This window comes from Sphingomonas degradans (genome assembly GCF_053502645.1).
Genome location: NZ_CP177172.1, coordinates 3,668,343 through 3,687,777, shown reverse-complemented (window position 1 = coordinate 3,687,777; position 19,435 = coordinate 3,668,343). Strand labels below are relative to the sequence as shown.

General features: G+C 69.1%; 21 protein-coding genes and 1 tRNA gene. 10 read left to right on the top strand and 12 right to left on the bottom strand.

Features of this window, described 5'->3' with window-relative positions:
- Positions 1-131 precede the first annotated feature (131 nt).
- A complete protein-coding gene (locus ACG3SL_RS16910) occupies positions 132-554 on the top strand; it encodes a GNAT family N-acetyltransferase (RefSeq protein WP_448662331.1) in 423 nt (140 codons plus the stop codon).
- Positions 555-560: 6 nt separating this feature from the next.
- Here ACG3SL_RS16910 and ygfZ read toward each other — a convergent pair whose 3' ends face one another.
- Positions 561-1,292 carry a CAF17-like 4Fe-4S cluster assembly/insertion protein YgfZ gene (ygfZ, locus tag ACG3SL_RS16905; protein ID WP_448662330.1) on the bottom strand — a complete coding sequence of 244 codons (732 nt, stop codon included), beginning with the start codon at positions 1,290-1,292 and terminating at the stop codon, positions 561-563.
- Between the two features lie 44 nt (positions 1,293-1,336).
- On the opposite strand from ygfZ, the gene ACG3SL_RS16900 reads away from it, so the two are divergent.
- Positions 1,337-2,662: a dihydroorotase gene (locus tag ACG3SL_RS16900; protein ID WP_448662329.1), complete on the top strand. Its 1,326-nt coding sequence runs from the start codon at positions 1,337-1,339 to the stop codon at positions 2,660-2,662.
- A 7-nt stretch (positions 2,663-2,669) separates the two neighbouring features.
- Here ACG3SL_RS16900 and ACG3SL_RS16895 read toward each other — a convergent pair whose 3' ends face one another.
- On the bottom strand, positions 2,670-2,939 hold the full coding sequence (locus ACG3SL_RS16895; protein ID WP_448662328.1) for a DUF1294 domain-containing protein: 270 nt from the start codon (positions 2,937-2,939) through the stop codon (positions 2,670-2,672).
- 58 nt (positions 2,940-2,997) lie between these two features.
- On the bottom strand, positions 2,998-3,711 hold the full coding sequence (bdcA, locus tag ACG3SL_RS16890) for an SDR family oxidoreductase (RefSeq protein WP_448662327.1): 714 nt from the start codon (positions 3,709-3,711) through the stop codon (positions 2,998-3,000).
- A 72-nt stretch (positions 3,712-3,783) separates the two neighbouring features.
- Here bdcA and ACG3SL_RS16885 point away from each other — a divergent pair, with 72 nt between their 5' ends.
- Entirely contained in the window at positions 3,784-4,377 is a 594-nt protein-coding gene (locus ACG3SL_RS16885; RefSeq protein WP_448662326.1) for a TetR/AcrR family transcriptional regulator, read from the top strand.
- Positions 4,378-4,399: 22 nt separating this feature from the next.
- Here the strand turns inward: ACG3SL_RS16885 and ACG3SL_RS16880 are convergent, their stop codons facing one another.
- Positions 4,400-5,161, bottom strand: coding sequence for a DUF1134 domain-containing protein (locus tag ACG3SL_RS16880; protein ID WP_448662325.1), 762 nt, complete (start codon positions 5,159-5,161; stop codon positions 4,400-4,402).
- 153 nt (positions 5,162-5,314) lie between these two features.
- On the opposite strand from ACG3SL_RS16880, the gene ACG3SL_RS16875 reads away from it, so the two are divergent.
- The 3 genes from ACG3SL_RS16875 (at position 5,315) to ACG3SL_RS16865 (ending at position 7,870) form a co-directional block, all read left to right on the top strand.
- Positions 5,315-5,407, top strand: a tRNA-Ser gene (locus ACG3SL_RS16875).
- A gap of 20 nt (positions 5,408-5,427) precedes the next feature.
- Complete coding sequence (locus ACG3SL_RS16870) at positions 5,428-6,207, top strand: FadR/GntR family transcriptional regulator (protein ID WP_448662324.1); 780 nt, start codon at positions 5,428-5,430, stop codon at positions 6,205-6,207.
- Between the two features lie 88 nt (positions 6,208-6,295).
- A complete protein-coding gene (locus ACG3SL_RS16865; RefSeq protein WP_448662323.1) occupies positions 6,296-7,870 on the top strand; it encodes an aldehyde dehydrogenase (NADP(+)) in 1,575 nt (524 codons plus the stop codon).
- Positions 7,871-7,914: 44 nt separating this feature from the next.
- Here ACG3SL_RS16865 and ACG3SL_RS16860 read toward each other — a convergent pair whose 3' ends face one another.
- The 4 genes from ACG3SL_RS16860 to ACG3SL_RS16845 are packed head-to-tail and all read right to left on the bottom strand — an operon-like array spanning position 7,915 to position 13,742.
- Positions 7,915-8,958, bottom strand: a complete 1,044-nt coding sequence (locus ACG3SL_RS16860) for an aldose epimerase family protein (protein ID WP_448662322.1) — start codon at positions 8,956-8,958, stop codon at positions 7,915-7,917.
- Positions 8,955-11,414 (bottom strand): glycoside hydrolase family 3 N-terminal domain-containing protein, encoded by a 2,460-nt coding sequence (locus ACG3SL_RS16855; RefSeq protein WP_448662321.1) that lies wholly within the window; start codon positions 11,412-11,414, stop codon positions 8,955-8,957. The genes ACG3SL_RS16860 and ACG3SL_RS16855 overlap by 4 nt, the downstream gene beginning before the upstream one ends.
- Before the next feature lie 43 nt (positions 11,415-11,457).
- The gene (locus ACG3SL_RS16850) at positions 11,458-12,981 is read right to left on the bottom strand and encodes an ABC transporter permease/substrate-binding protein (RefSeq protein WP_448662320.1); all 1,524 of its coding nucleotides are present in this window, start codon (positions 12,979-12,981) and stop codon (positions 11,458-11,460) included.
- Complete coding sequence (locus ACG3SL_RS16845; RefSeq protein WP_448662319.1) at positions 12,978-13,742, bottom strand: ATP-binding cassette domain-containing protein; 765 nt, start codon at positions 13,740-13,742, stop codon at positions 12,978-12,980. Before ACG3SL_RS16845 ends, ACG3SL_RS16850 begins: the two co-directional genes overlap by 4 nt.
- A 61-nt stretch (positions 13,743-13,803) precedes the next feature.
- Between ACG3SL_RS16845 and ACG3SL_RS16840 the strand changes: the two genes are divergently transcribed.
- Entirely contained in the window at positions 13,804-14,592 is a 789-nt protein-coding gene (locus ACG3SL_RS16840) for an SDR family oxidoreductase (protein WP_448662318.1), read from the top strand.
- Between the two features lie 35 nt (positions 14,593-14,627).
- On the opposite strand, the gene ACG3SL_RS16835 is transcribed toward ACG3SL_RS16840, so the two are convergent.
- Entirely contained in the window at positions 14,628-14,918 is a 291-nt protein-coding gene (locus ACG3SL_RS16835; protein ID WP_448662317.1) for a 4a-hydroxytetrahydrobiopterin dehydratase, read from the bottom strand.
- Between the two features lie 44 nt (positions 14,919-14,962).
- Here ACG3SL_RS16835 and ACG3SL_RS16830 point away from each other — a divergent pair, with 44 nt between their 5' ends.
- From ACG3SL_RS16830 to ACG3SL_RS16820, 3 genes are all read left to right on the top strand, one after another.
- Positions 14,963-15,367 carry a metallopeptidase family protein gene (locus ACG3SL_RS16830; RefSeq protein ID WP_448662316.1) on the top strand — a complete coding sequence of 135 codons (405 nt, stop codon included), beginning with the start codon at positions 14,963-14,965 and terminating at the stop codon, positions 15,365-15,367.
- Complete coding sequence (gene ccmA, locus ACG3SL_RS16825) at positions 15,364-15,930, top strand: heme ABC exporter ATP-binding protein CcmA (RefSeq protein WP_448662315.1); 567 nt, start codon at positions 15,364-15,366, stop codon at positions 15,928-15,930. Before ACG3SL_RS16830 ends, ccmA begins: the two co-directional genes overlap by 4 nt.
- Before the next feature lie 70 nt (positions 15,931-16,000).
- Entirely contained in the window at positions 16,001-16,645 is a 645-nt protein-coding gene (locus ACG3SL_RS16820; protein ID WP_448662314.1) for a heme exporter protein CcmB, read from the top strand.
- Between the two features lie 211 nt (positions 16,646-16,856).
- On the opposite strand, the gene ACG3SL_RS16815 is transcribed toward ACG3SL_RS16820, so the two are convergent.
- The 3 genes from ACG3SL_RS16815 to thrC are packed head-to-tail and all read right to left on the bottom strand — an operon-like array spanning position 16,857 to position 19,413.
- On the bottom strand, positions 16,857-17,156 hold the full coding sequence (locus ACG3SL_RS16815; protein ID WP_448662313.1) for a hypothetical protein: 300 nt from the start codon (positions 17,154-17,156) through the stop codon (positions 16,857-16,859).
- Positions 17,153-18,025, bottom strand: coding sequence for a class I SAM-dependent methyltransferase (locus ACG3SL_RS16810; protein ID WP_448662312.1), 873 nt, complete (start codon positions 18,023-18,025; stop codon positions 17,153-17,155). The genes ACG3SL_RS16815 and ACG3SL_RS16810 overlap by 4 nt, the downstream gene beginning before the upstream one ends.
- Positions 18,022-19,413, bottom strand: coding sequence for a threonine synthase (gene thrC, locus ACG3SL_RS16805; RefSeq protein ID WP_448662311.1), 1,392 nt, complete (start codon positions 19,411-19,413; stop codon positions 18,022-18,024). The genes ACG3SL_RS16810 and thrC overlap by 4 nt, the downstream gene beginning before the upstream one ends.
- Positions 19,414-19,435: the final 22 nt, after the last annotated feature.

Here is a 19,435-nt window from a genome sequence, read left to right as displayed (position 1 = left end):
CCGATCCCTTTCGAGGGATTGGACGGATAAAGAAGGGGAGGCCGGGCAACCGGTCTCCTCTTTTTTTGTGCGTGCGGCAAAGGCGGGTGGCGGGTTGCGTCGATACGCGCGCGCCCGCACTATCGCCGGCGATGACACTCCACCTGACCATTGCCGACGCGCCCGACGACGCCGATCGCGACGCGATCCTCGCGCCGTTGCGCGACTATAATATCTCCCGCGCCGGCGACCTGCGATATCGCCCCGTGGCGATCCTACTGAAAGATGCGGCCGGGGAGCGAGTCGGCGGGCTATGGGGCGAATGCGCCTATGACTGGATGTTCGTCGAATATCTGGCGGTGCCGGAGGCGCATCGCGGCGCGGGCCACGGTGCCGCGCTGATGGCTGAGGCCGAGGCGATCGCGCGGGCGCAGGGCTGTGTCGGCATCTGGCTCGACACGTTCTCGTTCCAGGCGCGTGGATTCTACGAGAAGCTGGGGTTCGAGGTTTTTGGCGCGATCGACGACTATCCCGTCGGGCACCAGCGCTTTTTCCTGCGCAAGCGGCTGGCCTGAGCGCGGTCAGGCCGGGGCGAGCGCCGCCGCGAGCCATTCCGGGACCAGCGCGTCGCCCAGCGCCTCGACGCGGCGCAACTCCACCATCCGCCCGAGATCGGGATAGGTCGCGCGGGTGCGATCGCCGGCCTCGCCCAGCGGGGCGACGACCAGCCGCCGGTTGACCTTGGCGCGATAGTGCATCCGGGCGGTGTTCTCCTGGCCGATGTAACAGCCCTTGGCGAAGCCGACGCCGTGCAGTTCCTCGGCATTGCATTCGAGCCACAGGGTCTTGTCCTGGCCCAGCTCGGCCGCGCCCTCGGTCACGCCAAGCGCGAGGCGGTGGGCGGTCCAGTTCGTTACGGGCTCGCCCGTCGCATCGCCCAGCCAGCGGCGGCCCAGCGCGGGAAGCCGGGGGTCGGGCACGCCTGCATCACCGGACGGCGACCAGCGGACGCCGCCCTCGACCGGGTGAATTGTGATCGCGCGGCGCAGCCGGTAGATCGACAGCCGCCGCGCCAGCGCCTCGCGCTGCGCCGCTTCGCAATCGATCAGGATCGCGTCGCCATCGTCCCAGAGGAGAAAGTCGAACAGCGCCTTGCCCTGGGGCGTGAGCAACCCCGCCCATTGCGGCGCACCCGGTGCGACCAGCGCCAGGTCCTGCGTCAGCAGCCCCTGGAGGAAGCCGCGCACATCCTCCCCGGCAATGCGGAGCAGGGCGCGATCGGCAAGCCATGTGGCGGGACTGGTCTCTGACATGACGAACAGGTAGGAGGCCGCGAGCGGCTACGGAAGAGGCGATCATGACCAGTGTCGATCTGAAACTCACGGGCGGGCGCGTCCACTTGCCCGGCGGCCCCGCACAGGTCGATGTCGGCGTGCGTGACGGGCGCATCGTCGCGATCGGCGCGGTAGGCGATGCGGGGCAGGTGATCGACTGTACCGGGCTCGACATATTGCCGGGCGTTATCGACAGCCAGGTCCATTTCCGCGAGCCGGGGCTCGAGGCCAAGGAAGATCTGGAGAGCGGCAGCCGCGCGGCGGTGCTCGGCGGAGTGACGGCGGTGTTCGAAATGCCGAACACCAAGCCCAACACCGATTCGGCCGAAGCGATCGCCGACAAGCTGGCGCGCGCCAAGGACCGGATGTGGTGCGACCACGCCTTTTACGTCGGCGCGACCAACCATAATGCCGAGCATCTGGCCGAGCTGGAGCGCCTGCCAGGCACCGCGGGGGTCAAGATTTTCATGGGCGCCTCGACCGGCGACCTGCTGGTGTCCGACGACGCCAATCTGGCGCGCGTGCTGGCGTCGGGGCATCGCCGCGTCGCGATCCATGCCGAGGACGAGTTCCGGATGCAGGAGCGGCTGGGCGAGCGCGTCGCGGGCGACCCGTCCTCGCATCCGGTGTGGCGCGACGACGAGAGCGCGATCCTGGCGACGCGGCGCATCCTGCGGCTGGCGCGCGCGGCGCGGCGGCGCATCCATGTGCTCCACGTCACCACGCCCGCCGAGCTGGAACTGCTCGGCCAGAACAAGGACATCGCGACATGCGAAGTCACGCCACAGCACCTGACGCTGGCGGGCGAAGACGCCTATCCGCGGCTGGGCACCTATGCCCAGATGAACCCGCCGATCCGATCGGGCGCCCATCGCGACGGGCTGTGGAACTGGCTGGCGCAGGGCGTGCCCGATGTGCTGGGGTCGGACCATGCGCCGCACACCCGCGCGGAGAAGGCACAGGACTATCCGAACAGCCCCAGCGGGATGCCCGGCGTGCAGACGCTGTTGCCGCTGATGCTGAACCATGTGGCGGAAGGGCGGCTGACGCTGGCGCGGCTGATCGACCTGACCAGCGCGGGGCCGCAGCGCGTGTTCGGGCTGGTCGGCAAGGGGCGGATCGCGGTCGGCTATGATGCCGATTTCACCGTGGTCGACCTGAAGGCGCGCTGGACGATCGAGGAAAGCTGGCTGGCGTCGCGCTGTGGCTGGTCGCCCTTCACCGGCATGGCGCTGACCGGCAAGCCGATGGGCACGATCGTGCGCGGCAACCAGGTGATGTGGGACGGCGAGCTGGCCCAGGCCGCGATCGGCGCGCCGGTGCGGTTCGAGGCCGTAGCGTTCGGCTGAACGGCGTTCATCCCGCGAGCATCCAGCCGGCGGCGGCGCCGGCCTGGACCATCGCGATCACCCACAGCCCGGTGGAAAAGGGCTGTTTGCGCGTCTTGTGCCGGAACAGCCGCCGCGCCGCGAACGCCCCCGGCGTGCCGCCGACCAGCGCGAGGCCGAGCAGTTCGCGTTCCGGAATACGCCAGCCCCCGCGTGCCGCCCGGCGCTTGTCCTGCCAGAACCGCAGCACGGTGAGCAGGTTGACGGCGAGGAGCAGCAGCGCGGCGGGGAGGAGCATTCCTCCTGATAGGCTGCTGCCGGGCGGGGGGGGAATGGCTGGGCGGCCCCGGCGGGCGCTATGCCCCGAACGCGCCGTCGATCGTGTGCATCGCCCCGGTCACGAACCCTGCCTCTGGCCCTGCGAGCCACGCTACCATCCCCGCCACCTCTTCGGGGCGGCCGTGGCGCTTGATCGCCATGAAGCTGTGCATCAGGTCCTTCATCGGCCCCTCCGCCGGATTGGCGTCGGTGTCGATCGGGCCGGGCTGCACGACGTTGATGGTGATGCCGCGCGGCCCGAAATCGCGCGCCAGCCCGCGTGCCATGCCCTGTAGCGCGGATTTGCTGAGCGCGTAGGACGCCATGCCGGGCACCGGCATGCGATCGCCGTTGACCGAACCGATGATGATGATCCGCCCGCCCTCCGGCATCTGTCGCGCCGCTTCGACCGAGGCATGATAGGGCGCGTGGATATTCACCTGGAACAGGCGATCGACGGCGTCGGGATCGACCTCCAACGCATCGCCGAACAGGGCGAATCCGGCATTGACGACCAGCACGTCGAGCGGCCCGCGATCGCGCACCGTGGCGATCACCGCGTCGCGATCGGCGCTGTCGGTGTGGACGGCGGCGGCGCCGGTCTCCACCGCCAGCGCCTGTGCGGCGTCGGTCGATCCGGCATAGGTGAAGGTGACGGTCGCGCCGTCTGCGGCGAAGCGCCGGACGATTGCCGCACCGATTCCGCGGCTACCGCCAAGCACGAGCACCGACTTTCCCTGATAGGCTGACATGGATCATTCCTTGATGATTAAATTAGTACGCGCTACATAAATGGCAGCAGCGCATCGTCAAGGCATTATGTAATGACCAATACAAATATATCGCGTCCACGCGGCAGGCCCCGGCGGTTCGACCCCGACCAGGCCGTGGCGACCGCGCAGCGGCTGTTTCACGGGCGCGGCTATGATGTGGTGAGCGTCGCCGAGATCACCGAGGCGCTGGGCATCAATCCGCCGAGCTTCTACGCCGCCTTTGGCAGCAAGGCCGGGCTGTATGATCGCGTGCTCGACCACTATGCCGCGACGGGCGCAGTGCCGTTGTCCGACATATTGCGCGCTGATCGCCCGGTCGCCGACGCGCTTGCCGAGGTGCTCGAAGTGGCTGCACGCCAGTATGCCGCCGATGCGGAGACGCCGGGCTGCCTGGTGCTGGAGAGCGTCCGCTGTGCCGACGATACCGCGCGCGAGGCCGCGCGGGTCTTTTACCGCGCAGCCGAGCGCAGCATTCGCGACTATGTCGCCGCGCGCCACCCGGCAGAGGCGGAGGCGCTGACCGATTTCGTCACCACCACCATGGCCGGGCTGTCCGCGAGCGCGCGGGCGGGGCATGACGGCCCCCGGCTCCTTGCCACTGCCGCCTTGGCGGGCAAGGCATTGCGGCAGATCCTGCCCGGTTAGACTTGGGCGCGGCCCGCCCTCCTCAGAACGGCATCCAGTTCCGCTTCTCGCTGAACTTCATATACCCCGCATTGACGCCCAGCCGCCAGCCGACGCCGAGCCGCACGGGGATCAGCACCACGTCGCCGCGCCGCAGATAGCTGGCCGAAAAGCCCCCGACGAAATAGGCATGGCCCTCGCCCGCAGGGAAGCGCTTGTAGAGGTCCTGGCTGTCGTAGAGGTTGTAGACGAGCACGAAGACCTTGTTTGCGTCGCCGCCCAGGTCGAAGCCGATCGACGGGCCGGTCCAGAAGACGTTACGCTGCCCCTCGATCTTGTGGAACAGCGCGCCCGAGCCATAGCGCAGGCCGAGGCCGATCGCGCCCGACCCCTCGCTGCCGGCGATATAGGCATTGGGTTCGCCCTGATCCTTTAGGATATTCTCGATGATCCCGGCCAGCCCCGACGCGCCCTTGCCGAACACGCCCTCTGCCGCGCCGACCAGATCGTCGCGCTTATAGGTGGTCGCCTGGTCGCGCAGTGCCTCCTGGCCCGCCGGGGCTGCGCGGTTCGGGGGATAGGGGGCGGGCGTGGGGGTTGCCGGCGAGGGCGTCGATTCGTCGCGCGGCACCGATTGATAGCCGCCGCGATCGTCCTGCGGCGCAGGATCGCGCGCCGGCGGGGTGTTGAGGTCCGAATCGATGCCCGCGTTGGGATCGATCGTCGTCATCTGGGCCGAAGCGGGGGCCGCACCGAGCCCCAGCGTCGCGGCCGCCGCCCACAGCATCAAAACGCCCAAACGCATATCATACCCCCGGAAAAACTCGCCCTACGCTATGCCGCGCGCCCTGTCGCTGCAATGAACGGCGCGACCGGGCGATTCGATTTTGCGTCAGAGCGGTTCTCCCGTTGATTGCCGCGAATACCGTCGCTATAGGCCTCCGCTCGGGCCCTTTCCGGAGACGTGGGTGAGTGGCTGAAACCAGCGGTTTGCTAAACCGCCGTACCGGGATTACTGGTACCGAGGGTTCGAATCCCTCCGTCTCCGCCATATTCACCCAAAGGGATGGGATGACCGCAGCCGAGCCCGCGAAGCCGAAAAAGACCCGCATACGCCCGCCGCGCCCCCGCTCGCTGCGCCTGCACGGCACCGTGGCGCGCGACCTGGGCATTCGGATCGTGAGCGGCGTGCTCCAGCCCGGCGAGACGCTGGAAGGCGAAATCGCCGCCAGCCTGCAGTTCAATGTATCGCGCACCGCCTATCGCGAGGCGATTCGCATCCTGTCCGCCAAGGGGCTGGTCCATTCGCGGCCCAAGATCGGGACGCAGGTGAGCCGCCGCAGCGCGTGGCACTTGCTCGACCCCGATGTGCTCGCCTGGATGTTTGCCGGCGAGCCCGACGAGAAGCTGATCGTCAGCCTGTTCGAACTGCGCCGGATCGTCGAGCCGGATGCCGCGCGACTGGCGGCCATTCGCCGCACCGATATCCAGCTTGCGCGGATGAAGGCCGGGCTGGACGGCGTGGCCGAGCATGGCTTTGCCACCGAACTGGGCCGGCGATGCGACCATGAGTTTCACTCCGCGCTGCTCGAGGCGTCGGACAATGATTTCGTGATCTCGCTGGCGAACGGGATCGCCGATGCGATCGCGATCACCACGGCGTTCAAGCAGCACCGCCGCCCCGCGCCGCACGACGCGCTGCCGGGGCATATGCGCGTGTACGAAGCCATCGCCGCCGCCGATCCGCAGGCCGCGCATGATGCGATGGCGGAACTGGTCGATACCGGGCTGAACGACACGATGGAAGCGCGCGAGCCGGGGGGCAGCGGGCTGATCGCGGCGTGCTGCTGATACTTGCGCGGCATTGAACCGGGCGGCTTCACGCCTTAGATAGCGCGCCTGTTACCGCTAACTATTTTTGACGATCGGGGAGCTTGAAATGGCGTTGACCGGAGAATTGTTTATCGCATCGAAGCGCGTGAAGCGCGATGGTGCCGGCTTCAAGGCCATTGCCGCGGCGACGGGGCAGGAAGTCGAGCCCAGCTTCAGCCTGGCGACCACCGACGATGTCGAGACCGCGACCAAGGCGGCGGCAGCGGCATTCCCGATCTATTCCAGCCTGCCGCGCGAACGCCGCGCAGCATTTCTGGAAGCGATCGCCGACGAGATCGAAGCGCTGGGCGACGAACTGATCGAGCGCGCGATGCTCGAAAGCGGCCTGCCCCAGGCGCGCCTGATGGGCGAGCGCGGGCGCACCGCCGGCCAGATGCGGCTGTTCGCGAAGGAAGTGCGCCTCGGCGAATTCCTGCGCGCGCGCATCGATCACGCCATTCCCGACCGCAAGCCCGCCCCCAAGCCCGACCTGCGGCTGCGCATGGTGCCGGTCGGCCCGGTGACGGTGTTCGGCGCGTCCAACTTCCCGCTCGCTTTCTCGGTCGCCGGTGGCGACACGGCCTCGGCGCTGGCCGCAGGCTGCCCGGTGGTGGTGAAGGGCCATTCGGCGCACCCCGGCACCGGCGAACTGGTCGCGGGCGCGATCACGCGCGCGGCGGCGAAGACCGGCATGCCCGAAGGCGTGTTCTCGCTCATCAACGGTCCCGGCAATTCGGTGGGCCAGGCGCTGGTCACCGATCCGCGGATCAAGGCCGTGGGCTTCACCGGATCGCGCGGCGGCGGCGTTGCGCTGATGAAGGCGGCGGCGGCGCGTCCGGTGCCGATCCCCGTCTATGCCGAGATGAGCAGCGTGAATCCCGTGTTCCTGCTCCCCGAAGCGCTCAAGGCGCGGGCCGAGGCGCTGGGTGCGGGCTATGTCGCGTCGGTGACGATGGGTGCGGGCCAGTTCTGCACCAATCCCGGTCTCGTGCTGGCACTCGAAGGCCCGGACCTCGACCGGTTCGTCGAGGCGGCGTCGGCGGCGATGATGGGTGCGCCGTCGCAGACGATGCTGACCCCCGGCATCCACAAGGCGTATGAGAGCGGCGTCGCGCGCCTCGCCTCGGCACCGTCGATCACCAAGGTGGCCGAGGGGCAGGCGCCGTCTGGCCCGACCTGTGGCCAGGGCGCGCTGTTCACCATGACTGGGGCGGACTTCATCGCCGATCCCAGCCATGCCGAGGAAGTGTTCGGCGCGACCTCGCTGCTGGTGCGCTGTGCCGATCTGGACGAACTGCTCCAGGTCGTCGGCCTGCTCGAAGGCCAGCTGACCGCGACGCTGCACCTCGATGCCGGCGATACCGACGTCGCGCAAACGCTGCTGCCGATCCTCGAGAATCTGGTCGGTCGCATTCTCGCGAACGGCTGGCCCACGGGCGTCGAAGTGACCGACGCGATGGTGCATGGCGGGCCGTTCCCGTCGACGGCGGATGGCCGCAGCACGTCGGTCGGCACGCTGGCGATCGACCGCTTCCTGCGGCCGGTGAGCTATCAGGACCTGCCCGAGGCGCTGCTGCCGGCGGAACTGCGCGAAGGCGATGCGGGCATCCCCCGCCGCGTGGACGGCACGCCGACGCTCTGATCGCTCGGCGCTATTGCTGAACGAAAGGAGGCCTTTCCCGGCGATCAGCCGGGGAAGGCCTCTTCGTTCGTGCGGGCGGTGCGGAAGCGGAATGCCATGGCGTGGCGATAGGTCTCGCCGGGGTCCAGCCGTGTGCTGGGAAAGTCCGGGCGATTGGGGCTGTCGGGAAAATGCTGCGGCTCCAGACACAGCCCGGCGCGTGCAGCATAGATGCCGCCGCTGGTGCCCGGCGCGCCGCCGGCCAGATGATTGCCGCTGTAGAACTGCACCCCCGGCTGGCAGGATTCGACATCCATCACCCGGCCGCTGCCCGGATCGAACAGGGTTGCGATTTGCCGGATCGTGCCGAATGCGCCGTCCAGCACGAAATTATGGTCGTACCCCTGGCCCAGCCGGAGTTGTTCGTCGTCCGCGTCGATGCGCGCGCCGATGGCATGGGGCGTGCGGAAGTCCAAGGGGGTGCCGGCGACATCCGCCAACGCGCCAGTGGGGATCATGCCGGCATCGACCGGCGTGGTGCGGCTCGCCGCGATTCGGAGCTGGTGGTCGAGCACCGTGGTGCCGCTCGCCTCGCCGGCCAGGTTGAAATAGGCGTGGTGCGTCAGGTTGCACACCGTCGCGCGATCGGTGGTGGCGGTCAGCGCGATGGCCAGCCCATCCGCCTCCAGCGTGTAGCACACGCGGGCGAGCAGCGTGCCGGGAAAGCCGTTGGCGCCATCGGGGCTGGTAAGCGCGAAGGTCACGCTGTCGGGCGTGTGCGCCTCGACCCGCCAATGCTGCTGGTCGAAGCCTGCCGGCCCCGAATGCAGGCTGTTGGGGCCGTCGTTTGCGGCGATCCTGTGGGTCCTGCCGTCGAGCGTGAAGCGCGCGCCGCCGATGCGATTGGCATAGCGCCCTGCGACCGCCCCGTAGAAGCGCGGCGGCCCGAGATAGTCAGCTAGGTCGCGATAGCCGAGCACCACATTTGCGACGCTGCCGTCCAGCGCCGGCACCTCCAGGATGCGCAGCGCCGCGCCGAGCGTGAGGAACTGCGCGCGGAAGGCCCCGCGCGCAATCTCCACCGTTTCGATTCCGTCCGCTCGGCTCATTTGCCCGGACAGATCGATGCGTTGGGATCGGAGACGATCCGCACATCGGCAATCGCGAAGCTGAGCGGGCCCGATGCCTGCACCACGAACGGCGCCACCACATTGGTGAGATCCACGCCGTTCTGGGCATAGCATTTCAGCAGCACCTTGGCGGTGCGCCACGTTCCCGTCTGGCCGGTGAACAGGCTGGTCGCGTCGATCGCGCCGCTGTTGGTGCCGCCCTCCATCAGCAGCTTGACCGGCGCGGTCGCCGCTGCATCCAGCCGATAGACGATCTGAAGCGACAGATCGGCATTGGCTTCGCGGGTGAGGTTCAGCTTGCCGCCGCCGATCCGCAGCGTGGCGGCGCCGGCGGGCCAGGCGAATTGCTGGCCGCCCTCCTGCGTCTGCGGGCCCTCCACCGTCTTGCGCGCAATCTGGCTGTCGGTCGCGAACGAGAAGGGGGCGGGCACCGCGCCGCGCGCGAAAAAGGTGCTGGTGTTGCCGATCGCGGCGTCGACGCCGGAGACTTCGCTCAGCGCCGGGACCGTGCCGGGCTTGGCGTAGCTGAGGCCATAGCCGAGCGGGAAGAGCGGGTCATAGCCCGGCTGCCCCTTGTTCAGCGTGAACTGGCCCGCCGTCTTGGGCCAGCTGTACGACAGGCGGCCGGCAAAGTCGCGGCGCGGCTTGCCCGCCTTGTCGCCCACGATCACGTCGGCGATGCCGCCGCCTTCGCTGCCCGGCAGCCATGCCGCGACAAAGGCGTCGGAGGCGTTGAGTTCGGGGTTCACCCAGAGCGGGCGGCCCGACAGGAACACCGAGACGACCGGGATGCCCGCTTTCTTGAGAGCGTGAAGCTGCTCCAGCGCCTGCTTGTCGCCGGCCTGGAATTCCAGCGTGCGGATGTCCCCGCGCATTTCGGCATAGGGCTGTTCGCCGAATACGACGATCGCGACGTCGGGCTTGGTGGCGAAGCTGCCGTCGGTGGAGAGGGTGGCGGTGCCCCCGCCCGCCGCCACGGCCTTCTGGATGCCGGCGAAGATCGATTCGCCGTTGGGGAACAGCTCGTTGCCGTTGCCGTCACCCTGCCAGGTCAGCGTCCAGCCGCCCGACTGCATCCCGATCGAATCGGCCCCGGGGCCGGTGACCAGCACCTTGGCCGATGCCTTGAGCGGCAGCACGCCGTTGTTCTTGAGCAGCACCAGCGATTTCTGCACCGCTTCGCGCGCGATCGCGCGGTGTTCGGGCGCGCCGAGCACGCCGGCCTTCCCCTCGATCGGGCGCGCGGCGTCGAACAGGCCCAGCTTGGCCTTCACGCGCAGAATGCGGCGCACGGCATCGTCGATCCGCGCCATCGGGATCGTGCCGGCCTTTGCCTCGCGCACGGTCGAGTCGAACAGCCCCTTCCAGCTGTCGGGCGCCATCGCCATGTCGAGCCCGGCGTTGAACGCGATCGGGCAATCGGTGTTGGTGCAGCCCGGGATCTGGCCATGGCCGTTCCAGTCGCCGACGACGAAGCCTTCAAAGCCCATCCTCCCCTTCAGCACATCGGTGAGCAGCGATTTGTTGCCGTGCATTTTCTGGCCATTCCAGCTGGAATAGCTGGCCATGACCGTCATCGTGCCGGCGTTGATCGCGGGCGGATAGCCTGCCGAATGGATGCCGATCAGCGTGTCTTCGGACACCTGCGTATCGCCCTGGTCGACGCCGTTGTGCGTGCCGCCATCGCCCAGGAAATGCTTGGTGCTGGCCGCGACATAGCCCTGCTGGATACGGCCCGTGGTGCCGGGCTTGCCCTGAATACCCTCGATCATCGGGCCGGCGAGGCGGCGGACGATCGCGGGGTCCTCCGAATAGCCTTCATAGGTGCGACCCCAGCGATCGTCCTGCGGCACCGCGACAGTGGGCCCGAATGCCCAGTCGGGGCCGGTGGCCGCCGTCTCGATCGCCGTCGCCTTGCCGATGCGGCGGATCAGGTCGGGATCGTTGGCAGCGCCCAGCCCGATATTGTGCGGGAACAGCGTGGCGCCGATCACATTGTTGTTGCCGTGCACCGCGTCGATGCCGAACAGCAGCGGGATCGGGGCGTGGCCGGCGCGCGGCTCCATCGCCACCGCGCGGAACGCGCGGGCGGTTGCCACCCAATCGGCCTGGGGCGAGCGATCATTGCCCGACAGCGGCGGCGAATTGCCCCCCGCCAGGATCGATCCGAGCGGATATTGGCGCAGCTCCTCGGGCTTCATCGCGCCGATGTCGCCCTGGATCATCTGGCCGACCTTTTCCTCGATCGTCATCCTGGCCAGGAGATCGGCGATGAACTTCTCGGTCGCGGGATCGGTGAGCCCCTGACTCTTCGCGACGGGCCATTTGGCGGGAGTGGCGACGGTCTGCCCTTCGGACAGCGTTGTCGGCACGGTCTGCGCGAGCGCCGGCGCCGATACGAGGAAAGTCGTCGCCAGTAACAGCTTGATGCCCATCAGTGTTCTCCCAAAACCTTTATGCGACAGCGTTATCAGAAGTTCAGCGCGGAAGTCCACGCTCCAGCCAGCGGGCGGCGGCGTCGGGCGATTGCTTGGCCTCGTCGCGGTCGACCATGTAATTTGCCTCGCGCATCCGCTCGACCGAAATCGCATTCACCAGCGGGCGCAGCGCCGCGACGAATTTCGCATCCCTGCCGCGCGCAGGGGCCAGCAGCAGCACTGCGTCATAGCCGGGAATCGCGCCCTTGGGATCGGCAAGCACCGCCAGATGCTGCGCAGCAATCCGCCCGTCGGACGAAAAGGCCGGGATCACGTCCGCCGCCCCGCTCGCCAGCGCGCGGTACATGAAGGTGGGTTGATAGGGATGGGCCGACTGGAAGCGCAGGCCATAGGCATCGCGGACCGCGCGCCATTCGGGGCGCTCCAGAAACTCGATGTCGGTGGCGAGTCGCATCCCCGGCGCCTGCCGCGCCAGATCGGCCAGCGTGGCGATGCCGCGCCGCCGCGCATCGTCGCCACGCATCGCAAAGGCATAGGCATTCTCGAACCCCAGCGACCCGAGCAGCGTCACGCCATGGCTGCGCCGCGCCCAGTCACTGACTCCCGCGACCAGTGCGGCGCGCGGGGGCACGTCGCTGCGCGCCATCCGGTTGGTCCATAGCGTGCCCGAATAATCGACATAGACGTCGATATCGCCGCCCGCGAGCGCGCTGAACGCCACCGCCGAACCCAGCCCCTCGCGGTAGCGCACGGTGTATCCCGCCGCCTCCAGCCGATGACCGATCACGCGGGCCAGGATATATTGCTCCGAAAAGCCCTTGGCCCCCACGGTCACCACGCCCCTGCCCTGCGGCCAGGCGGGGGCGAGCGCGACGAGCACCGCCGCCGCAAGCACGCCCAGGCTGCCCCACACCAGCCCGCGCCGCCGGCGCGCGATCCCGAATTCCGCAAGCCCGAGCAGCGCGTCGACCGCCAGCGCCAGCCCCGCCGCCGCGACGCACCCGGCCAGCACCAGCGCCCAGTTCTGGGTCTGGAGCCCGGCAAAGATCAGGTCGCCCAGGCTCGGCTGGCCGACCGTGGTGGACAAGGTCGCAGCGCCGATCGTCCACACCGCCGCCGTGCGGATGCCCGCCATCAGCACGGGGGCGACCAGCGGCGCCTCTACCAGCCGCAATTTCTGCGCGCGGGTCATCCCCATGCCGTCCGCCGCCTCGATCACCGCCGGGTCGATGCCCGCAAGCCCGGTCACGCCGTTGCGCAGGATCGGCAGCACGCCATAGAGCGACAGCGCCAGCAGCGCGGGCAGGAAGCCCAGCGCCGGGATGCCCCCGCCGAGCAGCGCCGACAGCCAAAGCAGCAGCGGGTAGAAGAGCGCGAGCAGCGCAAGGCCGGGAATCGTCTGGACCAGGCTGGCGATGCCCAGCGCGATGCGCGCGACGATCCTGTTGCGCGCGGACAGCACGATCAGCGGCAGGCTGACCACCAGCCCCAGCAGCAACGCGGCAAAGGCGAGCAGCAGATGCTGCGCCAGCAATTCGGGCACGCGGGCAAAGGCGGCGGTCATGCGCCCATCTCCGCCAGCCGCCGTGCCTGTTCGCGCGGCACCGCGACCAGCGCGTCGGCGACCGGCCCGGCTCGCCCGGTGAGCAGATCGCGCGGGCTCGCGTCGGCAACGATGCGCCCGGCGTCCATCACCAGCACGCGATCGGCGAGCAGCAGCGCCTCCGCCATGTCGTGCGTCACGAGAATCGTCGTCAGGCCCATGGCGGCGTGGAGCCCGCGAATCGCCTTGCCCAGCGCATCGCGCGTGACGGGATCGAGCGCGCCGAACGGCTCGTCCATCAGCAGCAGCCGGGGCCGTGTGGCCAGCGCGCGCGCCACGCCGACCCGCTGGCGCTGCCCGCCCGACAGCGCATCGGGCATCCGCGCGGCAACCTCCGGTGGCAGTTCGACCAGTTGCAGCATCTCGGCAATGCGCGGGCCGGCGTCGCGCTCGCCCGCCAGCCGGAGCCCGATCGCGACATTCTCCCCCACCGTCATGTGCGGGAACAGCCCGACATTCTGGAAGACATAGCCGATCTGCCGCCGCAACCCCGCGACCGGCGCGTCCGCCACGGGGGCGCCGTCGATCAGGACATCCCCCGAATCGGGCGCGATCAGCCGGTTGACCATCTTGAGCAACGTCGACTTGCCCGAGCCGGACGCGCCGACCAGCGCGACGAAGCTGCCCCCGGCGATCTCCAGCGAAACATCGTTAACCGCCGCCAGCGCCGCGTAGCGTTTGCTGACATTTCTGAAAGTAACGTTATGCCTGGGTGCTGCCATCCCGCCAGACTGTGCGGGATGGCGGGGCAAAGGTCAAAAAAGACGGCAGGGGAGAGCGGGAATGGCGAGCGAGAAGGCGATCTTCATCACCGGCGGCGGATCGGGCATCGGCCAGGCGGTTGCGGTTTATTTCGCGGCGCGCGGCTGGCGCATCGGGCTGGCGGACGTCAATGCGGGCGCGCTGGCGGCGACGCAGGCGATGCTGCCCGCCGGCATGGCGACCGCCCATGTGATGGACGTGCGCGACCGCGATGCGTGGCGCAGCGCATTGGAAGCGTTCGCCGAAGTTAGCGGCGGTCGGCTCGACGTGCTGTTCAACAATGCGGGAATCGCGGTCGGCGGCCCCTTTGCCGATGCCACCGACGACGAGATCGACCGGATCGTCGGCATCAACCTGGTCGGCGTCATCAACGGCGCGCGGGCCGCCTATCCGCTGCTCAAGACCACCTGGGGATCGACGCTGGTCAACACGTCTTCGGCGGCGGGCATTTACGGCTCGTCGGGGCTGGCGCTGTACTGCGCCGTCAAGTTCGGCGTGCGCGGGCTTTCCGAATCGCTCGATGCCGAATGGGCGGGCGCGGGGATCAAGGTGCGCGTGCTGATGCCGAGCTTCATCGACACGCCGCTGCTCGATTCGAGCGTGGGCGGCAGCAATCGCACCGCGCGCGATTCGGTGCGCGATGCCGGGCTGGAGTTCACGCCGGTGGAAACCGTGGCGGAGGCCGTGTGGAACGCCGTGCACGGCGACCGGCTGCACATCATCGTCGGCAAGACGGCACGGCGGCTGGCCTTTGCCGCGCGCTGGATGCCGGGCAAGCTGCGCCGGCAGATGCGCGGCGGGCTGCGCTAGATCGGGGCCGGCACCGGCCCCGGCCCCGGCCCCTGTTAAAGCAGCGCGTCGATAGCCTGTGCCATCTGGATGTCGCGGGTCGAAAGGCCGCCGGCGTCATGCGTGGTCAGCGCGATGTCCACCCGGTTCCACACGTTCGACCATTCGGGGTGGTGATCGACCTTGTCGGCGAGCAGCGCCACGCGCGTCATGAACCCGAAGGCTTCGTTGAAATCGCGGAACAGGAAGCGCCGCGTGATCGCGTCGCGCGCCGGATCGAACGTCCAGTCGGGCAGTGCCGCCAGCGATTCGTTGCGCAACCCCTCGGTCAACCGCCCAACCATCACACTCTCCTTGCCGCCTGTTATGTGCACGGCCTATGGGTTCCGCCATGCGCGGGCAAGCACCAACCCATGCGCCCGATGCGGGCACGATCGAAACGCTGGCGCGGGCCGCATTGGCGCGCATCCCGGAACCGTTCGCGGCCTATCTGGCCGATGTGGTGCTGATCGTCGAGGATTTCGCCGATGACGAGACGCTCGACGCGCTGGGGATCGAGGACCCGTTCGACCTGACCGGGCTGTACCATGGCCGCCCGGTGGGTGAGAAATCGGCATTCGATTCGGGCGCGCTGCCCGATCGCATCCATTTGTACCGCCGCCCGCTGCTCGACGAATGGGTGCACACCGGCGTCAGCCTGGAGGCGCTGGTCACCCATGTCGTGGTGCACGAAGTCGGGCATCATTTCGGCCTGTCCGACGACGATATGCACGCGCTGGAGGATTCGGCCGAGTGAGCGCGGCTCTCGCGTTTCGCGACGTGGCCTGTGTGCGCGGCGGGCGGTTGTTGTTCGAAGGGCTCAGCTTCGCGCTGGCGCCGGGGGCTGCGGCGCTGGTGGTCGGCCCCAACGGCACCGGCAAGTCGAGCATGATCCGCATCGCCGCCGGGCTGCTGGCGCCTGCCGCCGGGCAGGTGGAGGGCCAGGGCGCCCGCGCGTTGCTGAGCGAGGCGGCGGCGCTCGACCCCGAGTTGAGCGTCGCGGCGGCGCTGCGTTTCTGGGCCCGAATCGACGGGACGGCGGACATCGGCCCCGCATTGGACGCCGTGGGAATGGCCGATCTGGCACAAGTGCCCGTGCGGCTGCTCTCCACCGGCCAGCGCCGCCGCGCCGCGCTCGCCCGCGTGGTCGCCAGCGGCGCGCCGGTGTGGCTGCTCGATGAGCCTGCCAACGGGCTGGACACGGCCTCGGTCGCGGCGCTGGAGGCGCTGATCGCCCGCCACCGCGCAGGCGGCGGGATCGTGCTGGTCGCCACGCATCTGCCGATGGCACTGCCCGATGCGCAGGAGATTGCATTGTGAACCCGGCCCCCACTCCCGTTTGCCCTGAGCTTGTCGAAGGGCGGTTTTCGGCGTGGATCGGGGTCGGGGCGTGAGCGCGTTCGGCGCGATCGTGTGGCGCGAGCTGCGCCGGGCGTGGAGCACGGGCGGGCTGTTGATGCCGGTCGCGTTCTTCCTGCTGGTGGCGATCCTGTTCCCCTTTGCGATCGGGCCCGATGCGCGGTTGCTGGCGCGGGTCGGCGGCGGGGTGATCTGGGCGGCGGCGCTGCTCGCGGCGCTGCTCCCGGTCGAGCGGTTGGTGGCGCCCGATGCCGAAAGCGGCGTGCTCGATCAGTTCGCGGCGCGCGGGATTTCGGATTCGACCGTGGCGGCGGCGAAGATCGCGGGCCACTGGCTGGGCTTCGCGCCCGCGCTGCTGGCGGCCAGCGTGGTCGCGGCGGGGCTGCTCCAGATACCTGGCGCGACGCTGGCGCCGATCCTGATCGCGCTGGCGATCGGCACGCCGGGGCTGGCGGCGCTGGGCGTGGCGACGGCGGCTTTGGTCGCGGGGCTGCGCGGGGCGGGGGCGCTGGCGGGGCTGGTGATGCTGCCCTTTGCGGTGCCGCTGCTGATCTTCGGCGCAGGCGCGACCGGCGACCAGCCGGGGGCGTTCAAGCTGCTGGGCGCGGTGAGCCTGTTGCTGGTCGCGGGATGCCCGTTCGTCGCGGGGGCGGCGATACGCATGGGACGGAGCTGAAAGGCAAAAGAAGAGAGGGGTTCGCGCAGAGGCGCAGAGGACGCAGAGAAGGTTTTTCGCACGCGAAGGCGCGAAGCGCGATACGGGCGGCTACGCCGCAGAACGAAAACGCGGTGCCCTGCGGACCCATCGTCTTCGCGTCTTCGCGCCTTCGCGTGGAACCCCCTTCTTCTTCTCTGCGTCCTCTGCGCCTCTGCGCGAACCTCTTCCTTCAGGCGTCCGCTGGTAGTTCGTCGGCATAGACGACCAGCGCCGAGCCTTCCTCGAGAGCGGTAGCCGCCGCCGCATCGAGCACCGGATCGCCTGTCGCAGCGCCCGCATCCAGCGGCGAGCCCTTTTCCAGTCGCACCAGCATCCAGCCCGCGCCGATAGCGACGCCCGCCGCGCGCCGCTGGGCGGCGTCGAAATCCGCTGCAGTCACATAGACCAGCATCGCGTGGCGCGCGCCGGGGCGGCGGCCCTCGGCGCTGTCGGCGATCGCGGTCGCCAGGAACGCGAACAGCCCGCTCAATCGCGGCTCCACCGCGCATAGATGGCAGTCGGCAGCATCAGTCCGCGCGCTTCCTCGCGCACGGTCAGTTCGCCGCAATCGACCGTGCCACCCAGATCGGCGAAATGCTGGCGCACCAGCTCCCCGATCGCCAGCGCCGACATGCGCACCGCATAGACCGTGAGGAACAGGAAGCGCGAATCGGCATCCAGCAGCGTCCGGCAATCGGCGATCAGCCCCGGCAGCCCTTCCTCCAGCTTCCACACTTCGCCGTTCGGTCCGCGCCCCCATTTGGGCGGATCGAGGATGATCCCGTCATAGCGCCGCCCGCGCCGGCCTTCGCGCGCCGTGAATTTCATCGCGTCGTCGATCATCCAGCGGATGGGCTTGTCTTCCATCCCCGACAGCGCGGCATTGGCCTTGCCCTCGGCGACCGATTTCTTCGACGCATCGACATGCGTCATCCGCGCGCCCGCCGCCGCCAGCGCCAGCGTGCCGACGCCGGTATAGCCGAACAGGTTCATGCATTCGGGCGAGTCCATCCCGGCGATCTGCCCGCGCATCCAGCGCCACACCGGCGCCATGTCGGGAAAGAAGCCCAGGTGGCGGAACGGCGTGGTCTGCGCGGTGAAGCGCACTTCCTCCCACGCCAGCGGCCAGCCTTCGCGCGGAGTCGGCTTGTGGAACACCCAGCGCCCGCCGCCTTCGTCATCGGGGGCGGGGACGAATTCGCCATGCGCGTCCCAGTCTTCGGACGCGGGCGCCCACATCGCCTGCGGCTCGGGCCGGATGAAGCGATACGGGCCATAGCGTTCCAGCTTGCGCCCATGGCCGCTGTCGACCAGCCCGTAATCGGCCCAGGGCTCGCCGGTCAGGATGCCCAGCTTCATGGGCGCGGCTTGGCGCGTTCGGCGATATAGGCCGTGACAGCCTCGAACGTGGCGGGCAGCACGTCATAGCGCTCCTGCCGCTCGTGCAGGTCGCCGACGCGCGCGGGCACATGCGGGCGGTTGCCGGTCGCGCGCTCGACGGCGTCGGCGAACTTGGCGGGGTGCGCGGTTGCCAGCGTCACCACGGGAATGTCGGCGGCAATCCCCGCGCGGCGCGCCGCGGCCAGCGCGATGGCGGTGTGCGGGTCCAGCACTTCGCCGGTCTCGGCATAGGCCCAGCGCATCGCCTCGTTCATGTCGTCGGGCTCGACCCGGTCGCTGGCGAACAGCGCGGCGGCGCCCTGCTGCTGGGCATTGGTCAGCCGCATCGCGCGCGTCGCCTCGAACCCGCGCATCTGCTCGGCGACCGAGGCGCCCGCGAGATCCGCCAGCAGTCGCTCGAAATTCGAGCTGACCTGAATGTCCATCGACGGGGCGGCAGTGGGCGTGACCGTGCCGGCCGAATAATCGCCGGTCGAAAGCGCGCGGTGCAGGATGTCGTTGACGTTGGTGGCCACGATCAGCTTCGCGATGGGCAGCCCCATGCGCGCCGCGACATAGCCTGCGAACACGTCGCCGAAATTCCCCGTAGGCACCGAAAAGGCGATCGGCCGCTCGGGCCCGCCCAGCCGGACGGCGGTGTAGAAATAATAGACCACCTGCGCCATCAGCCGCGCCCAGTTGATCGAATTGACGGCGCTCAGCCGGAAACGGCCGGCAAAGGCGGCGTCGTTGAACATCGCCTTCACCAGCGCCTGCGCATCGTCGAAGCTGCCTTCGATCGCGATGTTGTGGACATTGGGGGCGAGCACCGTGGTCATCTGGCGGCGCTGGACTTCGGACACGCGGCCCTTGGGGTGCAGCATGAAGATGTCGACCCCGTGCCGCCCGGCCACTGCGTCGATCGCGGCGCTGCCGGTATCGCCCGAGGTCGCGCCGACAATGGTGAGTGGCGCATCGCTGCCGGTCAGGAATTTCTCGAACAGCAGCCCGAGCAGCTGGAGCGCCACGTCCTTGAACGCCAGCGTCGGGCCGTGGAACAGCTCGAGCAGCCAATGCTGCGCGTCGAGCTGGACCAGCGGCGTGACGGCGGCGTGGGCGAAGCGGCCATAGGCCTGCTCGCACAGCGCGCGCAGTTCGGCTTCGCTCAGATCGTCGCCGACGAACGGGAGCATCACCTGCACCGCCGTCTCGGCATAGCTGAGCCCGCGCATTGCCGCGATCTGATCGGGCGTGAAGCTGGGCCAATGTTCGGGGACATAGAGTCCGCCGTCGCTGGCAAGTCCTGCCAGGGTTACGTCACGAAAGCCCAGAACGGGCGCGTCGCCGCGGGTGCTGTGATAGCGCATGGCGGCTGCGTTAGCGGGCGCG

Coding starts and splice junctions, on each gene's coding strand:
- ACG3SL_RS16845 (WP_448662319.1), bottom strand. CDS start 13,742: ATGGCAGCACCCAGGCATAACGTTACTTTCAGAAATGTCAGCAAACGC.
- ACG3SL_RS16885 (WP_448662326.1), top strand. CDS start 3,784: ATGACCAATACAAATATATCGCGTCCACGCGGCAGGCCCCGGCGGTTC.
- ACG3SL_RS16900 (WP_448662329.1), top strand. CDS start 1,337: ATGACCAGTGTCGATCTGAAACTCACGGGCGGGCGCGTCCACTTGCCC.
- ACG3SL_RS16830 (WP_448662316.1), top strand. CDS start 14,963: ATGCGCGGGCAAGCACCAACCCATGCGCCCGATGCGGGCACGATCGAA.
- ACG3SL_RS16855 (WP_448662321.1), bottom strand. CDS start 11,414: ATGGGCATCAAGCTGTTACTGGCGACGACTTTCCTCGTATCGGCGCCG.
- ACG3SL_RS16870 (WP_448662324.1), top strand. CDS start 5,428: ATGACCGCAGCCGAGCCCGCGAAGCCGAAAAAGACCCGCATACGCCCG.
- ACG3SL_RS16895 (WP_448662328.1), bottom strand. CDS start 2,939: ATGCTCCTCCCCGCCGCGCTGCTGCTCCTCGCCGTCAACCTGCTCACC.
- ACG3SL_RS16880 (WP_448662325.1), bottom strand. CDS start 5,161: ATGCGTTTGGGCGTTTTGATGCTGTGGGCGGCGGCCGCGACGCTGGGG.
- bdcA (WP_448662327.1), bottom strand. CDS start 3,711: ATGTCAGCCTATCAGGGAAAGTCGGTGCTCGTGCTTGGCGGTAGCCGC.
- ACG3SL_RS16860 (WP_448662322.1), bottom strand. CDS start 8,958: ATGAGCCGAGCGGACGGAATCGAAACGGTGGAGATTGCGCGCGGGGCC.
- ACG3SL_RS16910 (WP_448662331.1), top strand. CDS start 132: ATGACACTCCACCTGACCATTGCCGACGCGCCCGACGACGCCGATCGC.
- ACG3SL_RS16865 (WP_448662323.1), top strand. CDS start 6,296: ATGGCGTTGACCGGAGAATTGTTTATCGCATCGAAGCGCGTGAAGCGC.
- ACG3SL_RS16840 (WP_448662318.1), top strand. CDS start 13,804: ATGGCGAGCGAGAAGGCGATCTTCATCACCGGCGGCGGATCGGGCATC.
- ygfZ (WP_448662330.1), bottom strand. CDS start 1,292: ATGTCAGAGACCAGTCCCGCCACATGGCTTGCCGATCGCGCCCTGCTC.
- thrC (WP_448662311.1), bottom strand. CDS start 19,413: ATGCGCTATCACAGCACCCGCGGCGACGCGCCCGTTCTGGGCTTTCGT.
- ACG3SL_RS16850 (WP_448662320.1), bottom strand. CDS start 12,981: ATGACCGCCGCCTTTGCCCGCGTGCCCGAATTGCTGGCGCAGCATCTG.
- ACG3SL_RS16810 (WP_448662312.1), bottom strand. CDS start 18,025: ATGAAGCTGGGCATCCTGACCGGCGAGCCCTGGGCCGATTACGGGCTG.